Origin of the sequence: Kribbella sp. HUAS MG21 (assembly GCF_040254265.1) — a bacterium.
GTDB lineage: Bacteria > Actinomycetota > Actinomycetes > Propionibacteriales > Kribbellaceae > Kribbella.
The window spans coordinates 1,452,336-1,469,365 of record NZ_CP158165.1; the positions used below are offsets into that span (position 1 = coordinate 1,452,336).

21 protein-coding genes and 1 riboswitch are annotated in these 17,030 nt (G+C 69.0%); of the genes, 9 read left to right on the forward strand and 12 right to left on the reverse strand.

What is annotated here, in order from left to right; all coding sequences use genetic code 11:
- Positions 1–4 precede the first annotated feature (4 nt).
- From pstS to pstB, 4 genes are all read left to right on the forward strand, one after another.
- Positions 5–1,114: a phosphate ABC transporter substrate-binding protein PstS gene (gene pstS / locus ABN611_RS07045; RefSeq protein ID WP_350278973.1), complete on the forward strand. Its 1,110-nt coding sequence runs from the start codon at positions 5–7 to the stop codon at positions 1,112–1,114.
- 118 nt (positions 1,115–1,232) lie between these two features.
- Positions 1,233–2,399, forward strand: coding sequence for a phosphate ABC transporter permease subunit PstC (pstC, locus tag ABN611_RS07050; protein ID WP_350278974.1), 1,167 nt, complete (start codon positions 1,233–1,235; stop codon positions 2,397–2,399).
- Positions 2,396–3,316, forward strand: a complete 921-nt coding sequence (gene pstA / locus ABN611_RS07055; RefSeq protein ID WP_350278975.1) for a phosphate ABC transporter permease PstA — start codon at positions 2,396–2,398, stop codon at positions 3,314–3,316. The genes pstC and pstA overlap by 4 nt, the downstream gene beginning before the upstream one ends.
- A gap of 22 nt (positions 3,317–3,338) precedes the next feature.
- Positions 3,339–4,115 carry a phosphate ABC transporter ATP-binding protein PstB gene (pstB, locus tag ABN611_RS07060; protein ID WP_350278976.1) on the forward strand — a complete coding sequence of 259 codons (777 nt, stop codon included), beginning with the start codon at positions 3,339–3,341 and terminating at the stop codon, positions 4,113–4,115.
- A 68-nt stretch (positions 4,116–4,183) separates the two neighbouring features.
- Here pstB and ABN611_RS07065 read toward each other — a convergent pair whose 3' ends face one another.
- A complete protein-coding gene (locus ABN611_RS07065) occupies positions 4,184–4,744 on the reverse strand; it encodes a hypothetical protein (RefSeq protein ID WP_350278977.1) in 561 nt (186 codons plus the stop codon).
- 106 nt (positions 4,745–4,850) lie between these two features.
- Between ABN611_RS07065 and ABN611_RS07070 the strand changes: the two genes are divergently transcribed.
- Complete coding sequence (locus ABN611_RS07070) at positions 4,851–5,447, forward strand: DUF4190 domain-containing protein (protein ID WP_350278978.1); 597 nt, start codon at positions 4,851–4,853, stop codon at positions 5,445–5,447.
- A 46-nt stretch (positions 5,448–5,493) separates the two neighbouring features.
- Here the strand turns inward: ABN611_RS07070 and ABN611_RS07075 are convergent, their stop codons facing one another.
- Positions 5,494–5,934: a DUF2752 domain-containing protein gene (locus ABN611_RS07075; RefSeq protein WP_350278979.1), complete on the reverse strand. Its 441-nt coding sequence runs from the start codon at positions 5,932–5,934 to the stop codon at positions 5,494–5,496.
- A gap of 102 nt (positions 5,935–6,036) precedes the next feature.
- Here ABN611_RS07075 and ABN611_RS07080 point away from each other — a divergent pair, with 102 nt between their 5' ends.
- A complete protein-coding gene (locus tag ABN611_RS07080; RefSeq protein ID WP_350278980.1) occupies positions 6,037–6,765 on the forward strand; it encodes an RDD family protein in 729 nt (242 codons plus the stop codon).
- Between the two features lie 111 nt (positions 6,766–6,876).
- Complete coding sequence (locus tag ABN611_RS07085) at positions 6,877–7,488, forward strand: RDD family protein (RefSeq protein WP_350278981.1); 612 nt, start codon at positions 6,877–6,879, stop codon at positions 7,486–7,488.
- Between the two features lie 2 nt (positions 7,489–7,490).
- On the opposite strand, the gene ABN611_RS07090 is transcribed toward ABN611_RS07085, so the two are convergent.
- The 3 genes from ABN611_RS07090 to thiC all read right to left on the reverse strand — a co-directional run bounded on the left by ABN611_RS07090 (position 7,491) and on the right by thiC (position 10,402).
- Entirely contained in the window at positions 7,491–8,045 is a 555-nt protein-coding gene (locus ABN611_RS07090; protein WP_350278982.1) for a hypothetical protein, read from the reverse strand.
- Complete coding sequence (locus tag ABN611_RS07095) at positions 8,042–8,641, reverse strand: transposase (RefSeq protein WP_350278983.1); 600 nt, start codon at positions 8,639–8,641, stop codon at positions 8,042–8,044. The genes ABN611_RS07090 and ABN611_RS07095 overlap by 4 nt, the downstream gene beginning before the upstream one ends.
- A gap of 138 nt (positions 8,642–8,779) precedes the next feature.
- The gene (thiC, locus tag ABN611_RS07100) at positions 8,780–10,402 is read right to left on the reverse strand and encodes a phosphomethylpyrimidine synthase ThiC (protein WP_350278984.1); all 1,623 of its coding nucleotides are present in this window, start codon (positions 10,400–10,402) and stop codon (positions 8,780–8,782) included.
- Positions 10,394–10,521: riboswitch (TPP riboswitch) on the reverse strand. It overlaps the preceding gene by 9 nt.
- 48 nt (positions 10,522–10,569) lie before the next feature.
- Here thiC and ABN611_RS07105 point away from each other — a divergent pair.
- Both ABN611_RS07105 and ABN611_RS07110 read left to right on the forward strand, forming a co-directional pair.
- Positions 10,570–11,325 (forward strand): lysophospholipid acyltransferase family protein, encoded by a 756-nt coding sequence (locus ABN611_RS07105; RefSeq protein WP_350278985.1) that lies wholly within the window; start codon positions 10,570–10,572, stop codon positions 11,323–11,325.
- A gap of 124 nt (positions 11,326–11,449) precedes the next feature.
- Positions 11,450–11,974, forward strand: coding sequence for a hypothetical protein (locus tag ABN611_RS07110; RefSeq protein ID WP_350278986.1), 525 nt, complete (start codon positions 11,450–11,452; stop codon positions 11,972–11,974).
- A gap of 4 nt (positions 11,975–11,978) precedes the next feature.
- Here ABN611_RS07110 and ABN611_RS07115 read toward each other — a convergent pair whose 3' ends face one another.
- The 7 genes from ABN611_RS07115 to ABN611_RS07145 form a co-directional block, all read right to left on the reverse strand.
- Positions 11,979–12,977, reverse strand: coding sequence for an inorganic phosphate transporter (locus tag ABN611_RS07115; protein ID WP_350278987.1), 999 nt, complete (start codon positions 12,975–12,977; stop codon positions 11,979–11,981).
- A gap of 2 nt (positions 12,978–12,979) precedes the next feature.
- Positions 12,980–13,612: a DUF47 family protein gene (locus tag ABN611_RS07120; RefSeq protein WP_350278988.1), complete on the reverse strand. Its 633-nt coding sequence runs from the start codon at positions 13,610–13,612 to the stop codon at positions 12,980–12,982.
- A 139-nt stretch (positions 13,613–13,751) separates the two neighbouring features.
- Positions 13,752–14,060 carry a DUF202 domain-containing protein gene (locus tag ABN611_RS07125; RefSeq protein ID WP_350278989.1) on the reverse strand — a complete coding sequence of 103 codons (309 nt, stop codon included), beginning with the start codon at positions 14,058–14,060 and terminating at the stop codon, positions 13,752–13,754.
- A gap of 9 nt (positions 14,061–14,069) precedes the next feature.
- Positions 14,070–14,402, reverse strand: coding sequence for a DUF202 domain-containing protein (locus ABN611_RS07130; RefSeq protein ID WP_350278990.1), 333 nt, complete (start codon positions 14,400–14,402; stop codon positions 14,070–14,072).
- Complete coding sequence (locus ABN611_RS07135; RefSeq protein ID WP_350278991.1) at positions 14,399–15,649, reverse strand: glycoside hydrolase family 3 N-terminal domain-containing protein; 1,251 nt, start codon at positions 15,647–15,649, stop codon at positions 14,399–14,401. The genes ABN611_RS07130 and ABN611_RS07135 overlap by 4 nt, the downstream gene beginning before the upstream one ends.
- Position 15,650: 1 nt before the next feature.
- A complete protein-coding gene (locus ABN611_RS07140; RefSeq protein ID WP_350278992.1) occupies positions 15,651–16,064 on the reverse strand; it encodes a MarR family transcriptional regulator in 414 nt (137 codons plus the stop codon).
- Positions 15,952–17,016, reverse strand: a complete 1,065-nt coding sequence (locus ABN611_RS07145; RefSeq protein WP_350278993.1) for a DMT family transporter — start codon at positions 17,014–17,016, stop codon at positions 15,952–15,954. The genes ABN611_RS07140 and ABN611_RS07145 overlap by 113 nt, the downstream gene beginning before the upstream one ends.
- Positions 17,017–17,030 lie beyond the last annotated feature (14 nt).

Here is a 17,030-nt window from a genome sequence, read left to right on the forward strand (position 1 = left end):
TCTCGTGTCCGTCAATCGCCTGTTCCGCGTCGGCTCCGTCGCCGTGGCATCCCTCGGCGTCCTCGCTCTGAGCGCCTGTGGCAGTGACCCCGAGCCGTCCGGTTCCTCGAGCCCCGGCTCCTCGGAGTCGTCCGCCGGCGCCGACTGCCCGAAGGGCACGCTGAACGCTGAGGGATCCTCGGCGCAGAAGAACGCCATCGAGGAAGTCATCAGCAAGTACAACGAGAAGTGCGCCGACGTCACGGTGAACTACAACCCGACCGGTTCCGGGGCGGGTATCAAGCAGTTCAACGCGAACCAGGTGGACTTCGCCGGCTCCGACTCGGCGCTGAAGCCCGACGAGGCCACCGCGGCCACCAAGCGCTGCGCGAACAACCCGGCGATCAACCTGCCGATGGTGATCGGCCCGGTCGCGGTCGCCTACAACCTGGACGGCGTCGACAAGCTGGTCCTCGACGGCGCGACCGTCGCGAAGATCTTCCAGGGCACGGTCAAGACCTGGAACGACCCGGCGATCGCCAAGCTGAACGCGGGCGTCACGCTGCCGTCGGCCCCGATCTCGGTGTTCTTCCGCTCCGACGAGTCCGGCACCACCGAGAACTTCACGAAGTACCTCAAGGCCGCGGGTGGTGGCGCCTGGGCCGGCGAGCCGGCCAAGAAGTGGACCGGCACCGGCTCCGGCAAGGAGAAGTCGGCCGGCGTCGCCGAGGGCGTCAAGAGCACCAAGAACTCGATCACCTACGTCGAGTGGTCGTACGCCGTCGACAACAAGCTCGGCGTCGCGCAGATCGACAACGGCTCCGGCCCGGTCGAGCTGACCCCCGAGTCCGCCGGTAAGGCGCTGGCCGCCGCGAAGCCGGCCGGCACCGGGTCCGACCTGGCGCTGAAGCTGGACTACGCGACCAAGGAGGCGGGCGCCTACCCGATCATCCTGGTCACCTACGAGATCGCCTGCACCAAGGGTCTCCCGGCCGAGAAGACCGCGCTGGTGAAGAGCTTCCTGAGCTACTTCGCGAGCAAGGACGGCCAGGCGTCGCTGACCGAGCTGAACTACGCGCCGCTCCCGGCCGAGACCCAGACCAAGGTCGAGGCCGCCATCCAGGCGATCAGCTGATCGAGACGCAGCAGTGATGCGAGCCCCGGCCGGTCCGAGTCATCGGAGGCGGCCGGGGCTTCGCCTCGTGAGAACCCCGACGTGACCATCACGACCCAGGCGCTTGGAGCACCATCAGATGAGTAGCCCAGACGGCACGGCCCCGCCCGACCGGCCGACCCCGCACTTCGAGGACTTGGCGGAGGAACATGCCGAGCACGAGGCGGCGCAGCACTCCGCGGAGGTGCTGACCGAGTCGGGAGTCGAGCCCGCCGGTACGCCGGCCGCACCCGAACCCGACCGCAAGCTCGAGCTCGGTCCGGTCGGCCACCTCGGTGACCGGCTGTTCGGCGGGCTCGCCCGCGGCTCCGGCGGCCTGGTGGTGCTGATCGTCGCGTTCGTCGGCATCTTCCTGCTGGCGCTGGCGATCCCGGCGCTCGCCGACAACCGCAGCAGCTTCCTGTTCTCCCGGATCTGGGAGCCCGGCGGCGCGGAGCCCCGGTTCGGTATCGCGGCGCTGTTCTACACCACGGTGGTCAGCTCGATCATCGCGATGCTGATCGCGGTCCCGATCGCGATCGGCGTCGCGCTGTTCGTCACGTACTACGCCCCGAAGCGGCTGGCGTCCCCGGTGGCGCACGCGGTCGACCTGCTGGCCGCCGTACCGTCGATCATCTACGGCCTCTGGGGCATCCTGTTCTTCGCCCCGATCCTGCGCCCGGTGATCAACGGCCTGGACGGCGCGCTCGGCTGGATCCCGCTGTTCGAGAAGCCGCTCGGCGACAACGTCGGCGTGGTCTTCACCGCGTCGGTCGTGCTGGCGATCATGATCCTGCCGGTGGTCACCGCGATCAGCCGGGAGATCTTCGCGCAGACGCCGATCTCGCACCGCGAGGGCGCGCTGGCACTCGGCGCGACCCGCTGGGAGATGATCCGGCTCGCCGTACTGCCGTACGGGCGCTCCGGTGTGGTGAGCGCCTCGATGCTGGGCCTCGGCCGCGCGCTCGGTGAGACCGTCGCGGTGCTGATCATCCTGTCGGTGCCGAACGGCAACGACCCCTGGAACCCCTCGATCTTCGCCGGCGGCGAGACGTTCGCGTCGAAGATCGCCAACAACGCCGCCGAGTTCGACTCGCCGGAGAAGACCGGCGCGTACATCGCGGCCGGCCTGGTCCTGTTCGTGGTCACGTTCCTGGTCAACTCCGCGGCCCGGATCATCGTCGACCGCAGCGCCCCGGGCGGTAAGCGGCCGCGCCGCAACCGCAGCGCGGGCGGGGCCGCCGCCAAGGAAGGAGCCGTGGCGTGACCACGCTTGCAGCCAACAAACCGGCGTACGACGGGCAGGCGCTGGACCTGACCGGGAAGTCGGGGGCCCGGGCGTTCCGGAACACCCTCGCCACGGTGCTGATCTCGCTGGCCTTCGTGCTCGCGCTGATCCCGCTGCTCTGGATCCTCTGGACCGTGATCAGCAAGGGCTACAACCTGCTGTTCGACGCCGGCTGGTGGGGCGAGTCGCAGCGCGGCATCACCGTCCGGCGGGAGGGCGGCGGCGCGTACCACGCGATCATGGGCACCCTGATCATGGGCCTGATCACCGCCCTGATCGCGGTCCCGATCGCCATCCTCGGTGCGATCTACCTGGTCGAGTACGGCAAGGGCACCAAGGCAGCCCGCGCCGTCAGCTTCATGATCGACATCCTCACCGGTGTCCCGTCGATCGTCGCCGCGCTGTTCATCTACGCGGTCTGGATCACCGTGTTCGGCTTCAACCGGGTCGGTTTCGCGGTGTCGCTGTCGCTGGTGCTGCTGATGCTCCCGGTCGTCCTGCGGTCCACCGAGGAGATGCTCAAGCTGGTCCCGGACGAGCTGCGCGAGGCGTCGTACGCGCTCGGCGTACCGAAGTGGAAGACGATCCTGAAGGTCGTCGTACCCACCGCGTTCGGCGGCATCATCACCGGCGTGATGCTCGGTCTGGCCCGCGTCATGGGCGAGACCGCGCCGCTGCTGATCCTGGTCGGCTACTCGAAGAACATCAACCTGAACCCGTTCGAGGGGTTCATGGGCGCGTTGCCGACGATGATCAACCAGGACCGGACCGAGCTGGCGCTGGAGCCGGCCGCGGACCGGGTGTGGGCGGCGGCGCTCACGCTGATCCTCCTGGTCCTGGCCCTCAACCTGCTGGCCCGGCTGATCGCCCGGTTCAGCACCATCAAGTCGAAATAGTCACGAGAGGTACTGAGTCGATATGGCGAAGCGCATCGAGGTCAGCGGCCTCAACGTCTACTACGGCGATTTCAAGGCCGTGGAGGACGTGTCGATGACGGTCGAGCCCCGCTCGGTCACGGCGTTCATCGGCCCGTCCGGCTGCGGCAAGTCCACGTTCCTGCGCACCCTGAACCGGATGCACGAGGTGATCCCCGGCGCCCGGGTCGAGGGCAAGGTGCTGCTGGACCAGCAGGACCTGTACGGCTCCGGCGTCGACCCGGTCGCGGTCCGGCGGGTCGTCGGCATGGTGTTCCAGCGGCCGAACCCGTTCCCGACGATGTCGATCTTCGACAACGTCGCGTCCGGCCTGAAGCTGAACGGGGTCAAGGACCGCAAGAAGCTGGCCGAGGTCGTCGAGCAGTCGCTCAAGGGCGCCAACCTGTGGAACGAGGTCAAGGACCGGCTGGACAAGCCCGGCGCGGGCCTGTCCGGCGGTCAGCAGCAGCGGCTCTGCATCGCGCGGGCGATCGCCGTCGAGCCCGAGGTGATCCTGATGGACGAGCCGTGCTCGGCCCTCGACCCGATCTCGACGCTGGCGATCGAGGACCTGATCGAGAAGCTCAAGGACCGGTTCACCGTCGTCATCGTCACGCACAACATGCAGCAGGCGGCGCGGGTCTCGGACCAGACGGCGTTCTTCAACCTGGCCGCGACCGGCAAGCCCGGCCGGCTGATCGAGATGGCCCCGACCAAGCAGATCTTCTCCAACCCGTCGGAGAAGGCCACCGAGGACTACATCACCGGCCGCTTCGGCTGATCGGTCCGGACAACGAAAAACGGCCGCCGCGACGACTCGTCGCGGCGGCCGTTCGCCGTTGAATCCCTTCAGACGCAGAGGGTCCGGGCGAAGTTGACCCGGGCAAGCACATCGGCCACCTGCTGCGGTGAGCTGACGCCGACGTGGGTGTTGTGGGTGCGGTTGCCGTGCTGCACGGTGACCTGCACGAAGCCCTGGGTCTTGCGCTCCTTGACGAGCAGGAACAGCAGGCCGAGCAGGCAGGCCAGCGCGAAGATGATCGCCAGCACGATCGCCCAGGCCGGGATCTTCTCCTCGGTCCGCGACATGTCCATCGCCGACCAGTTCGCACCGTGGGTCGGCATCACGCCGGCCGGGGTGACGATCCGCTGCTGCTCGACGGAGATGTCGCCGATCGTCACCAGCACCGGCCCGGTCGGCAGCGCCTGGGCGGGCATCGGCGGGGTCTGCTGGTACTGCGGATAGTTGCCGCCCACTGGTGGCGGGAACGCACCGGGCGGCGGCGCGAACTGCCCTGGCTGATCCTGGGGGCCACCACCGAACGACGGCTGCTGGGCCGGCAGGTTGCGCGTCGGATCGGCACCCTGGGCGTGCGGATCCGGCGCGGGCGATTGAGGGGTCTCGGTCACAGCCAGCCACCCTAAGCCTTCCCGGGACCGGAGTGGGAGCAAGACCGGGAACCTGTGGAAAAGATAGTCTGCGCTGATTCCTCAACCTTCTCAGAAGGGAACCGCGGTGAGCACACCAACGCCACCACCCGGCGACGACCAGAACGACCAAGACGGCCCGCAGGGCACGCCTGGCCAGTCCGGCGGCTACGGTCAGCAGCCGGGGTACGGCCAACAACCAGGCCAACAACCAGGACAGGAACCAGGACAGGAACCGGGCTACGGGCAGCAGCAGCCGGGCCAGTACGGGCAGCAGCCCGGCTATGGCCAGCAGCAGCCTGACTACGGCCAGCAGCCCGGCTACGGTCAGCAGCCGGGTTACGGTCAGCAGCAGCCGGGTGCGTATCCCGGCCAGCCGGGCCAGTACGGCCAGCAGCCTGGGCAGTACGGCCAGTCCGGGGCGTACGGCCAGCAGCCGGGTTACGGGTACGGCCAGCCCGGCGCCGCACCGCAGAACAACACCCCGAAGGTGCTGTCGATCATCGGCATCGTCTGCTGGTTCTGCTGCTCTCCGGCCTCGATCGTCCTCGGACTGATTGCGCAGGGCAAGTTCCGGGAGCAGGGACAGCCGGACACGCTCGCGAAGGTCGCCTGGATCGGCGGCATCGTCGCCCTGGTCATCGGCATCATCTCCTACGCCGCCGGTGTGCGGCCCGGCACGTAGCCGACCCGGCCGGGCGGCGTGCAGGGCTGCCCGGCCGCCCTCGTCGTCAGACGAGGTTGCGGACGACGCCGAAGACCACGAGGAGTGCGATCACCGCGGTCAGGAGGCGATCGGACGTCCGCGAGCTCATCCGCAGCCGCGGGAGCTTGACGAGCCGGAGCGACTCGAGCGTCCAGGCAAGCACCTGGTAGCCGACGGCAACGCCGATCAGCGGGCCCAGGACGAGGACCACGGCGTTGAAGTTCCAGGCCGCGGCCAGATCGCCGCGCAGCAAGGCGGCTGCCATTCTCGTCGATCCGCACAGCGGGCAGTCCAGCCCGGTGGTCGCGTGCAGGATGCACGGGATGCCGATCCGCCCGCCGGACAGCTGGTACACGCCTGCCAGGGCGAACCCGCCGACGCCGACAGCCGACAGGCCCCAGACGCGGCGGTCCAGCGGCTGCACCGGACCGGCGGGGCGGAGTACGACGCTCTGCGAGATCGACACATGACAACGGTAACTCTCAACACCTGGGATCCGCCGGGGGCACTGAGCCGTCGGACCACTAGCCTGCAACCACTCCTCAATTGACACTCAGAAGGGATCGTCGTGAGCACTCCGACGCCACCACCGGGTTACGGCCCGCAGGACTCCCCGCAGCCGGGCCAGCCCGGTCAGCCGGGACAGTACGGACAGCAGCCCGGGTACGGCGCCCAGCAGCAGCCTGGCTACGGGCAGCAGCCCGGGTACGGCCAGCAGCCCGGTTATGGGCAGCAGCCGCAGCAGCCGGGCTACGGGCAGCAGCCGGGGCAGTACGGGCAGCAGCCTGGCTACCCGCAGCAGCCCGGACAGTACGGGCAGCAGCCCGGTTACCCGCAGCAGCCCGGGCAGTACGGGCAGGCCGGCTACGGGTACGGCGGAGCATCCGCCACGGGTGAGCTGGCCAGCTGGCCGCAGCGTGTCGGTGGGTACCTCGTCGACGGCGTCATCTACGGCATCCCGGGCGGTATCGGCAACGCCCTGACCCAGAACGACGAGAACACCGGCCTGCTGATCGTCGGCCTGGTGTTCTCGCTGATCGGCGTCGGCCTGTTCGTCTACAACCGCTGGATCCAGCAGGCGAAGACCGGCCAGACCTGGGGCAAGAAGGTGCTCAACATCAAGCTGGTCGGCGCCGAGACCGGTCAGCCGCTCGGTGTCGGGAAGACGATCCTGCGCGACATCACGCACATCCTCGACAGCCTGGCCTGCTACATCGGCTGGCTCTGGCCGCTGTGGGACCAGAAGAAGCAGACGTTCGCGGACAAGATCAACAACACGTACGTCGTCAAGGTCTGACGCCAGACCCGGCAGCTCCGGACGCCGTGACCTGTTCAGGTCACGGCGTCCGCGCGTTCCCGGGCAGACCTGGAACGATAGGGCTGTTCGACGGACGAGCGAGGAAGCGACATGAGCACACCACCCGGGTACGGCCCGCAAGACCAGCCGCAGCACGGGCAGCCTTATGGCCAGCCCTATGGTCAGCCCTATGGTCAGCCTTACGGTCAGCCTTACGGTCAGTACGGCCAGCCGCCGTACGGTCAGCAGCCGTACGGCTACGGCTACGGGTACCCGGGTGCTCCCTTGGCCGGCTGGGGCGCCCGCGTCGGGGCGTCGCTGATCGACAGCCTGATCTCGCTGGCGCCGGTCATGATCGGGTACGGCGTCCTGATCGCGAACATCGTCGCCCGCGAGGACAACCCCTACCCGGACGACGATCCACAGGCGTACGCGATCATCCTGTTCGTGGTGAGCCTTCTCGCCAGCATCGGCCTCACCCTGTGGAACCGCGTGTTCCGCCAGGGCCGGACCGGACAGAGCATCGGCAAGAGCGCCCTGCACATCCGGCTGATCGACGCGGGGACCGGCCAGCCGATCGGCGCCTGGCGGTCGTTCCTGCGGGACTTCCTCAGCGGCGTCTTCAACAACGCCTGCTTCCTGAACGTGCTGTGGCCGCTGTGGGACGAGCAGCACCAGACCTGGCACGACAAGGTCATGAGCACGTACGTCGTCAAGACCTGACGTCAGTGTGAGCGCAGCAGGCCGGCGCAGGTCACCGCCCACAGGACACTGCTGAACGTACCGATGATGAAGCGTTCGGCCACGGCCTGCGGCGTCACGGATGCGGGCTGGTCCGGGCTGCGCAGCTCGGGGTACCGGGCCAGGCCCTTGATCGCCAGCACGATGGCGATGCCTTCCGGCCAGCCGGCGACGAGGGCCGCGTAGACAGCGGTCCGTTCGAGCGCACCGATCAGCGCACCGCCACGCAGTACCTCACCGGCCTTCTGCGTCGACTGGGCCCGGGTGCTCCCCCGGTCCGCCAACGCCATCACGGAGGTCGTCAGCGGGCCGCCACCGGTCACCGCGAGCGCTCCGGCCAGCAGGAGCAGCACGTTCCACCAACGCTCGGCCCAGCCGGCCACACCGTCACCGGCGAGCAGCAGTACGCCGACAGCGGCCAGGCAGGCCAGCATGACGCCGCTGAGGACGATCTCGAGAGTGGAACCGGATTTGGGGATCCACGCCAGGACGGCGAGGAGCAGGGCGGCCGCGGTGAGCGAGAGGACCAGTGCCGTCACGCAGCAGCCCCGGCGTCGAGGAGGTCCGCGGCCAGCACCCGTCCGCGCTGCTCCTCGGCGAAACCCGCCGCCTGCGCGCGTTGGGTCACCGCCGACTGGCTGATCCCGAGTTTCACACCGATCTCCCGCCTGGTGAGTCCTTCGGCCAGCAGGTCCGCCACTGCCCAGCCGCGTTCGCTGCGGCGTCGCAGGACGGACGCCATCAGCCACAGCACCGTCTCCACCTGCTCCGCCCTGCGCGAGTCCGCGCCGACCACGTTCACGTGGTGCGGGCTGGACTTGGCCCGCGTCACCGCCTCGCGGGCGAACACGAACGCCGCGCCGCTGCCCGCCCGGGTGCTGCGCGGCAGCGGTTCGGTGACCTCGCCGATCCCGAGTCCGACGTACCAGCTGTCCGCCCGGAGCAGCTCGACCACGACGTCGATCGTGGTCCGGGCCTCGGTCAGCACGCCCTGGACCTCGTCGCCGGCGGTCCGCTCGAACTTCCGCAGCAGGCCGGTCCGCCGCGGCCGGCGGTTCAGGGAATTCAGGAGCTCGGGTACGAGATCGCTCGTGCTTCGGCTGCCGCGCTGATCTACCGTGAGAACGAAGACCATCGCCCTGCACCTCCTTCCGAACGGCTTAAGGCTACAGTCTTATTCACGTAGAGTGAAGGCCAAAACCTTAATCGCTTCACCCCGTCACTCCCCGTATCCGGCCCGGAGGACGGGTCCAGGGGCCGGAACGGGCGGCACTCAGTCCGCGAGCGGCAGGTAGAGCTTCTGGTCGGCGGCCTTGAACGTCTCCGACATCTCCGCGAAGCCGGCCTCGACCGCCTCCGTGGAGGTCAGGCCACGCTCCTCGGCGTACGCACGGATGTCGGCGGTGATCCGCATCGAGCAGAACTTCGGCCCGCACATCGAGCAGAAGTGCGCGGTCTTGGCGGGCTCCGCGGGCAGCGTCTCGTCGTGGAAGGACCGCGCGGTGTCCGGATCCAGCGAGAGGTTGAACTGGTCCTCCCAGCGGAACTCGAACCTTGCCTTGGACAACGTGTCGTCCCAGGCCTGCGCCCCCGGGTGGCCCTTGGCCAGATCCGCCGCGTGGGCAGCGATCTTGTACGTGATCACGCCGGTCTTCACGTCGTCACGGTCCGGCAGCCCGAGATGCTCCTTGGGCGTGACGTAGCAGAGCATCGCCGTACCCAGCCAGCCGATCTGCGCGGCGCCGATCGCCGAGGTGATGTGGTCGTACGCCGGTGCCACATCGGTTGCCAACGGCCCCAAGGTGTAGAACGGCGCCTCGCCGCAGAGCTCCTCCTCGAGCCGGACGTTCTCCGCGATCTTGTGCATCGGCACGTGGCCGGGGCCTTCGATCATCACCTGGACGTCGTGCTCCCAGGCGATCTTGGTGAGCTCGCCGAGCGTCCGCAGTTCCGCGAACTGCGCCTCGTCGTTCGCGTCCGCGATGCACCCGGGCCGCAACCCGTCGCCGAGCGAGAACGTCACGTCGTACTCGCGGAGGATCTCGCAGAGCTCCGCGAAGTGCGTGTACAGGAAGGACTCCTGGTGGTGCGCCAGGCACCACGCGGCCATGATCGACCCGCCCCGCGACACGATCCCGGTGATCCGCCGCGCGGTCAGTGGCACGTACCGCAGCAGGACGCCCGCATGCACGGTCATGTAGTCGACACCCTGCTCGCACTGCTCGATCACCGTGTCGCGGTACACCTCCCACGACAGCGCGGCCGGATCGCCCTTCACCTTCTCCAGCGCCTGGTACAGCGGCACCGTCCCGATCGGGACCGGCGAGTTGCGCAGGATCCACTCCCGCGTCTCGTGGATGTTCTTGCCGGTGGACAGGTCCATGACCGTGTCGGCCCCCCACCGGGTCGCCCAGACGAGCTTCTCGACCTCCTCCTCGATCGAGCTCGTCACGGCCGAGTTGCCGATGTTGGCGTTCACCTTCACCAGGAACTTCTTCCCGATGATCATCGGCTCGCTCTCCGGGTGGCACCGGTTCGCCGGGATCACGGCCCGGCCGCGCGCCACCTCGGCCCGGACGAACTCCGGATCGAGTCCCTCCCGCAGTGCGACGTACCTCATCTCCTCGGTGATCACCCCGGCCCGCGCGTGCCCGAGCTGGGTGCGCGGCTCGCGGCCGGCGATCCACTCGCGCCGCAGCGCGGGCAGCCCGGCCTGTACGTCGATGCTCGCGGACGCGTCGGTGTACGGACCGGACGTGTCGTAGAGGTCGAAGTGCTCGCCGTTGGTGAGGTGGACGCGGCGCGCCGGGACGCCGAGCTCCCCGCGGTAGATCTTCTCCGAGCCCGAGATCGGGCCCGTGGTGACGGCCGGACGGATCGTGCTGACATTCACCATGCTGCAACTCCCTACGCCGGAATTACCCGGACAGGTTCGGCGGTCGGCGGCGCCGGCCAGGTTGCCTGGTCCAGCCGCCCTCTCAGCCCACTACGGTGCGAGCTCCCGCGATCTCCAGTTGTCACCGACACCCTAGGCCATGCCGTCGAAGCCTGTAGCGTCTAGGGATGCGAGACCTCGTCTACCCGCCCGTCATCGGCTTCGCGAAGACCGCCTTCCGGGTGCTCGACCTCCGGATCCGCCGGACCGGGACCGAGCACGTCCCGCGCACCGGCGGGGCGCTGATCGCGATCAACCACATCAGCTACGTGGACTTCGTCCTCGGCGGGTACGGCGCACTGCCGGCCAAGCGGCTGGTCCGGTTCATGGCCAAGGAGGTGCTGTTCCGGAACCGGTACTCCGGACCGCTGATGCGCGGCATGCACCACATCCCGGTGGACCGGGACGCGGGCGGGGCGTCGTACCGGAAGGCCCTCGAGTACCTCGCGGCCGGTGAGCTGGTCGGCGTCTTCCCGGAGGCCACGATCAGCCGGTCGTTCGAGCTCAAGGAGTTCAAGACCGGCACGGTGCGGATGGCGGCGGAGGCCGGCGTCCCGGTGCTGCCGATGATCCTGTGGGGAACGCAGCGGATGTTCACCAAGGACCACCCGCGGGACTTCAGCCGGCACCGCCCGATCTCGATCAGCATCGGCGCGCCGCTGACCGTGACGCGCGACGACGACCCGGCGGAGGCGACCGCGCGGCTGCGGTCGACGATGGCCGGGATGCTCGACGAGGCCATCCGCGGCTACCCCGAGCAACCGGCCGGTGCCTGGTGGTTGCCGGCGTCGTACGGCGGCAGCGCGCCGACGCCCGAGGAGGCCGAGCGGCTGGACCGCGAGGAGCTCGCGCGGCGTGCGGAACGGCGCAAGTCGGCCGGCTGAAGACCTTGACCCTCACCGCGGATCGAGGGTACGAAGTCAGTCATTGATGAAACAGGTACCTGGGGGGTCCCTGTGGTGCGGGCAACTGGGGTGGCTCGCGTACCGGAGCGGGCGGGGGAAGGTCTTGGTCGATTCAACCGAAGAGTTGCGGCTGTTCGAGCCGGGGGCGCTGACGCCGGCGCCGCACGTGGCCGAGCACATCCCGGACGCCGGCGCGTACTTCGTCGACTGGGCGGTCCAGGGGCTGCCGCCGGACCGTGCCCGCGAGATCGAGTCCGCGGTGAACGGGCGGCGGAACCAGAACGGCTGGTTCCCGCTCGAGACGCTGGACAGCATCGGCAGCCGGGGGTTCTGGCGCGGTCCGCTGACGTACCTGGCCAGGATGACGGCCGACGACTCGCGGATCCTGCAGCAGTGGGCGGTGGACGGCCTCAGCGGTGAGCAGGCGAACCGGATCGAGGCGACGGTCGACCACCTGTTGCACCAGCAGGGTCACGCGGCCGCGGCGACCTGGGCGGTCGCCGTACGGCCCCGTGCGTTGCTGGACGCGGAGGTCCTGGGCGACCGCCTGCTGGCGGCCTGGGAGTACAACCTCGGCTCCATCCGCGCCAAGGACGTCGCCAAGGCAGTACGGCGCTGGAACAGGTAGCGGTCTACTCCAGGATCAGGTGCGCGACGGCGTAGCACAGGGCCGCGACCGCACCGGCCGCCGGGATCGTCAGGATCCAGGCGGTGACAATGCCCTTGGCGACACCCCAGCGGACCGCGGACAGCCGCTTGGTGGCACCGGCGCCCATCACCGCGGAAGTGATCGTGTGCGTGGTGGAGACGGGCGCGTGCAGGCCGATCGCCATCACGTACAGCACCGTCGCCGCGACCGCCTCGGAGGCGAAGCCGCGCGCCGGGTCCAGGTGGATGATCCGGCGGCCGAGCGTCCGCATGATCCGCCAGCCACCGGAGTAGGTGCCGAGCGAGATGGCGGTCGCGGCGGCCAGCTTCACCCAGGTCGGGATGTCGTCACCGGCGCTCACGTGCCCGCTGGTGAGCAGCGCCAGGAAGATCACGCCCATCGTCTTCTGCGCGTCCTGCAGACCGTGACCGAGCGCCATCGCGGCCGCCGACAGCGACTGCGCCAGCCGGAAGCCGCGCGTGGTCTTCCCGGGATTGCTGCGCCGGAACAGCCAGAGGATCGCGGTCATCACCAGGAACGCGCCGAGGAACCCGACCGCGGGCGACAGGATCATCGGGATGACGACCTTGTCGAGGATGCCGGACCACAGCACCGTGCTGGTCGAGGCGAGGCCGGCGCCGACCAGGCCGCCGATCAGCGCGTGCGACGAGGAGCTGGGCAGGCCGAAGTACCAGGTGATCATGTTCCAGGTGATGGCGCCGATCAGCGCCGCGATCACGATCACCAGGCCGTGTCTGCCGGTCGGCGTACTGATGATGCCCTTGCCGACGGTGCTGGCCACCTCGGTGCCGAGGAAGGCGCCGAGGAAGTTCATCACCGCGGCCATCAGCAGCGCCACCCGGGGCGTCAGCGCGCGGGTCGACACCGACGTCGCGATCGCGTTCGCGGCGTCGTGGAAGCCGTTGGTGTAGTCGAACGTCAGCGCGATGACGACGACGGCGACGACGAGCGCGAGCTCCACGCTCAGCTCTCCTTGACGGCGATCTGCTCGACCGTGTTGGCGACGTGCTCGAAGGCGTCGATCGCGGCCTCCAGCAGGTCGACCACGGTCTTCAGCTTCATCACGGTGAGGGCGTCGTACTCACCGCTGAACAGCTTGGCGATCAGCCGGCGGTGCACCGCGTCGCCGGTGTTCTCCAGCCGGTTGATCTCGATCCAGTACTCGGCGAGGTCCTTCATCGTGCGCAGCCGCGGCATCGTCTCGGCGGTCAGCTGGGCGGCCCGCTGCAGGACCTCGATCTGCTCGGCGATCTCCTCCGGCAGCTTCTCCAGGTTGAAGAGGTGGATGGTGTCCACCGCCTCCTCCATGAAGTCCATGACGTCGTCGAGATCGGAGGCCAGCCGGTAGATGTCCTCGCGGTCGAACGGGGTGACGAAGGTCGAGTTCACCCGGCGAATGATCGAGTGGGTGGTCTCGTCGGCCGCGTGTTCCGCGTCCTTCATCTGGGCGGCGATCTGGTGACTCGAGGACAGCCCGGTCCCCGCCGTACTGCCGAGCAACTCCGCCAGGATCCGGGATCCCTCCACGAGGTGGTTGGCGGACTCGGTGAAAAGGTCGTAGAACGTCGGGTCGTTCGGACGCAGACGTAACGGCACTTCAAGCTCCGGGTGAACGAGGGACAAACCGTGAACATGCTAGGGGGAACGGACCGCTGACGCGGCATCCGCCGGGTCAACGTACCGCGTCGTGATGAACTGCCCCGTGGGGCGCTATACGGTTGGTAGCCGATCGGTTTCACCGCGTGATCACGGCGTAGAGGTCGAACAGCCCGACGACGAGCACCAGTCCGGCCGCCACGCGGAGCACGTTCTGGTGGCCGAGGGCATGGACCGCGGCGCCGCGGGTCCGGCGGTAGACGGCGCTGACAGCCGCCCAGCAGCCCAGCGACAGCACGAGAACCACGATCCCGAGCCCGGTCCGGACCTGCGACGATCCGTAGCCGGAGGCAAGCAGCAGCGCGCCGTTGGCGATCAGTCCGAGAGCGGTACGGCGCCACGCCAGCAGCGTCCGCTCCGGCTGGCGCCCGGGGTCCGGTGTGCTCATCGCCACATCTCATCTCCAGAGGGAGAACAGCAGGCCGATCAGCCCGACCACGGCGATCGTTGCTCCGAGCATCAGCGGCAGCCTGGTCACCGGAAGCGCGCCGCCGCGCCGGATCGCGGTCAGGTTGACCTGCCAGCGACGGAACGCGCCGAACGTGGTGACGATGCCCGCGAGGACCAGGATGACGCCGATGATCCGTGCCACCCAGCGGTCCGGCCCGAGGTCGAGGAACTGCACCGCGGACAGTCCGCCGGCGTAACAGGCCAGCGAGGTCCGCAGGTAAGCCAGGTAGGTGCGCTCGTTCGCCAGGGTGAAGCGGTAGTCGGGCTCCTCTTCCGTCATCCGCAGCTCACCAGGCCGTGGTTCTGCTTGAGGGTCAGCACACGCCGAACGCTACTCGTGAGCTTCGCGGCGAACGACTTGTCCTCCTGCGCTTTCGCGACCAGCGCGTCGACCATCGTCGCCGTCAGGCCGGCCTTGGCGTTGATGACGATGTCGCCGCCGGCCGCGACGAACCGGGTCGCGCGGTCGCCCGCCGGGACGGACGCGACCTCCGCGGCCGCGCCCACGTCGTCGGTGATCACGACCCCACGCCAGCCGAGGTCGCCGCGCACCATGCCCTGGATGACGGTCGACGAGAACACGGCGCGGTTGTCCGGGTCGATCTTCGTGTAGGTGACGGTCGAGATCATCACCATCGACGTACCGGCCGCGATCCCTTCGGCGAACGGCCGCAGGTCCGCGTCCCCGCGCACCGTCACGGTGTCGACGACGCCGGCGGAGAAGTCGGTGTTGCCGCGCACCCTCCCGAGTCCGGGGAAGTGCTTGACCGAGGTGGCGACACCGGCCTTGCGCATGCCCTGCGTGAAGGCGCGCACGCCCTGAGCCGCCTCCTCGGGCGTGTCGCCGTACTCACGGTCCAGCTGGCCGATCGGTGCGTTCTGCGCCTTGAGCGAGCGGGGTACGACGTCTGCCACCGGTGCGAGGTCTACGTTGACGCCCGCCTGCTTGAGTTGCCTGCCCCACTGTTCGGCCGCCGCGGTGAGCTTCGCGCTCGACCACGTGCCCTGGACGGTCGCTGCCGGGATGCGGTCGAATCCGGAGCCCTTGAGTCGCTGGATCTGACCGCCCTCCTGATCGGCCGCGATCAGCGGACGGATGCCGTGGACCGTGGCGGCGGCGTTCACCGCGGCCATCTCCGTCCTGGTGCTGGAAAGGCTGCCGCCGTTGCCGACCAGGAACACACTGCCGGACTTCTCCCGCTGTACGACGGTGCGCTGGGCGGAGGTCATGCCGCGGGAGTCGATGCCGGTCATGATCAGCTGCGCGGCCTGCTGGCGCAGGGTGAGCGCCTGGAGCTTCTGGTCGATGCAGCTCGCCGGCTTCTGTGTCTGCGGTGGCGTTGGGGTGGTTGTCGGCGTAGTCGCTGGGGTTGTTGCCGGCGTTGTTGCTGGGGTGGTCGGCTTGTCCGTTGTGGGGACCGTGGACGACGGGACGGTGCTCGGACCTGCCGTCGGCGTGGATCCCGAGTCACCACAGCCGGAGACAGCGAGGGCAGTCAGCGCCAGGAGCGCGACCGGACGCCTCATCTCAGTTCCGCTCCCACGCCGCGCGGTCGACGGTGTCGCCGGAGTGCCGGGCGAGCGTCGAGCACACGTCGTACAGGTGCTCGACCTGCTCCGGCGTGAGTGCGTCGAAGATCGCCTGCCGGACCTCCTCGACGTGCCCGGGGGCGCTGTCCACGAGTTTCTGCCGGCCGAGCTCGGTCAGGATCGCGACCTGGCCGCGGCGGTCGGACTCGATGCCCTCGCGGCGGACCCAGCCGTTCTGCTCGAGCCGGTTCACCGCGTGCGAGAGCCGGCTCCGGGAACCGAGCGTCGCGACCGCGAGTTCACTCATCCGCAGCCGGTTGCCCGGCGCTTCGGACAGCCGCACGAGGATCTCGTAGTACGTGTGCGGGATCCCCGCGTCGCGTTGCAACTGCTGTTCGATCCGGCTGCTCACGACACGCTGTGCCGCGATGTACGCGCGCCAGGCCTGTTGTTCTCGCTGGTCCAGCCACCGGGGTTCCGCCATCCCCGCAGCGTACTTGCTCACGGAGCCGGATCAGCAGTACGGCGACCGCGCACACCAGCATGCCGACGACGGCGAGCGCGCCGATCGTCTCGTGGAACAGCAGGAACGCGAACACCATCGTCGTCGGCGGAACGAGGTACAGCAACGAACTGATGCGCGTTGCGCCGGACAGTTTGAGGTTGACGAGGTACAGGCCCCAGCCACCACCTGTCGCCAGCAGAACCAGGAACAGCACGGCACCGTAGAAGCCCGGTTGCTCGGGCATGGTCAGTCTGTTCGTTGCCGCGGCCAGGGCGGCAAAGAGGACTGCTGAGACGAGGCTTTGGACGGCCAGCGCGTCGAGGGAGCTCAGCGCCGGTTTGCGTTGGCGGTCCAGACAGGTGCCCGCGACCAGGCCGAGGACGCCGCCGACTGGGAGGAGGAACAGCAGCGGTGAACCGTGGCCGGCGCCGAGATCGTCCGCCACCACGAGACCTACACCCACGAGACCGAGGAGCAGGCCGAGCCATTGGCGCCGGCTGACCCGCTCACCGAGCAGCGGGCCGGCGACGGTCGCGATCAGGATCGGCTGGAGCGAGCCGATCAGGGCGGTGACGCCGGCGGTGATGCCGTGGTCGATGCCGGTGAAGATCAGGCCCAGGTAGACGAACTGCGTCAGGATCGCCATCCACACCTGCGTGACCAGGTCCCGGCGCGAGATCCGGGGCCGCCTGATCGCCAGGACCACCGCGGCGATCAGGCCCGCGACGAGGAACCGCCAGGCGAGCAGGTCGAACGCGTTCGTGTACTGCGTACCCCAGCGGCCGCCGATGAAGCCGCAGCTCCAGAACACGACGAACCCGGTACCGGCGGCCAGGCCGAGCGCCTTGCGGAAGGTCATGCCGACGACGGTAA

Excerpts from the sequence above, each read along its gene's own strand:
- ABN611_RS07085 (WP_350278981.1), top strand. The coding sequence starts at position 6,877 with ATGAGCACACCACCCGGGTACGGCCCGCAAGACCAGCCGCAGCACGGG.
- ABN611_RS07095 (WP_350278983.1), bottom strand. The coding sequence starts at position 8,641 with ATGGTCTTCGTTCTCACGGTAGATCAGCGCGGCAGCCGAAGCACGAGC.
- ABN611_RS07125 (WP_350278989.1), bottom strand. The coding sequence starts at position 14,060 with ATGAGCACACCGGACCCCGGGCGCCAGCCGGAGCGGACGCTGCTGGCG.
- thiC (WP_350278984.1), bottom strand. The coding sequence starts at position 10,402 with ATGGTGAATGTCAGCACGATCCGTCCGGCCGTCACCACGGGCCCGATC.
- ABN611_RS07145 (WP_350278993.1), bottom strand. The coding sequence starts at position 17,016 with ATGACCTTCCGCAAGGCGCTCGGCCTGGCCGCCGGTACCGGGTTCGTC.
- ABN611_RS07105 (WP_350278985.1), top strand. The coding sequence starts at position 10,570 with ATGCGAGACCTCGTCTACCCGCCCGTCATCGGCTTCGCGAAGACCGCC.
- pstB (WP_350278976.1), top strand. The coding sequence starts at position 3,339 with ATGGCGAAGCGCATCGAGGTCAGCGGCCTCAACGTCTACTACGGCGAT.
- pstC (WP_350278974.1), top strand. The coding sequence starts at position 1,233 with ATGAGTAGCCCAGACGGCACGGCCCCGCCCGACCGGCCGACCCCGCAC.
- ABN611_RS07130 (WP_350278990.1), bottom strand. The coding sequence starts at position 14,402 with ATGACGGAAGAGGAGCCCGACTACCGCTTCACCCTGGCGAACGAGCGC.
- ABN611_RS07135 (WP_350278991.1), bottom strand. The coding sequence starts at position 15,649 with ATGAGGCGTCCGGTCGCGCTCCTGGCGCTGACTGCCCTCGCTGTCTCC.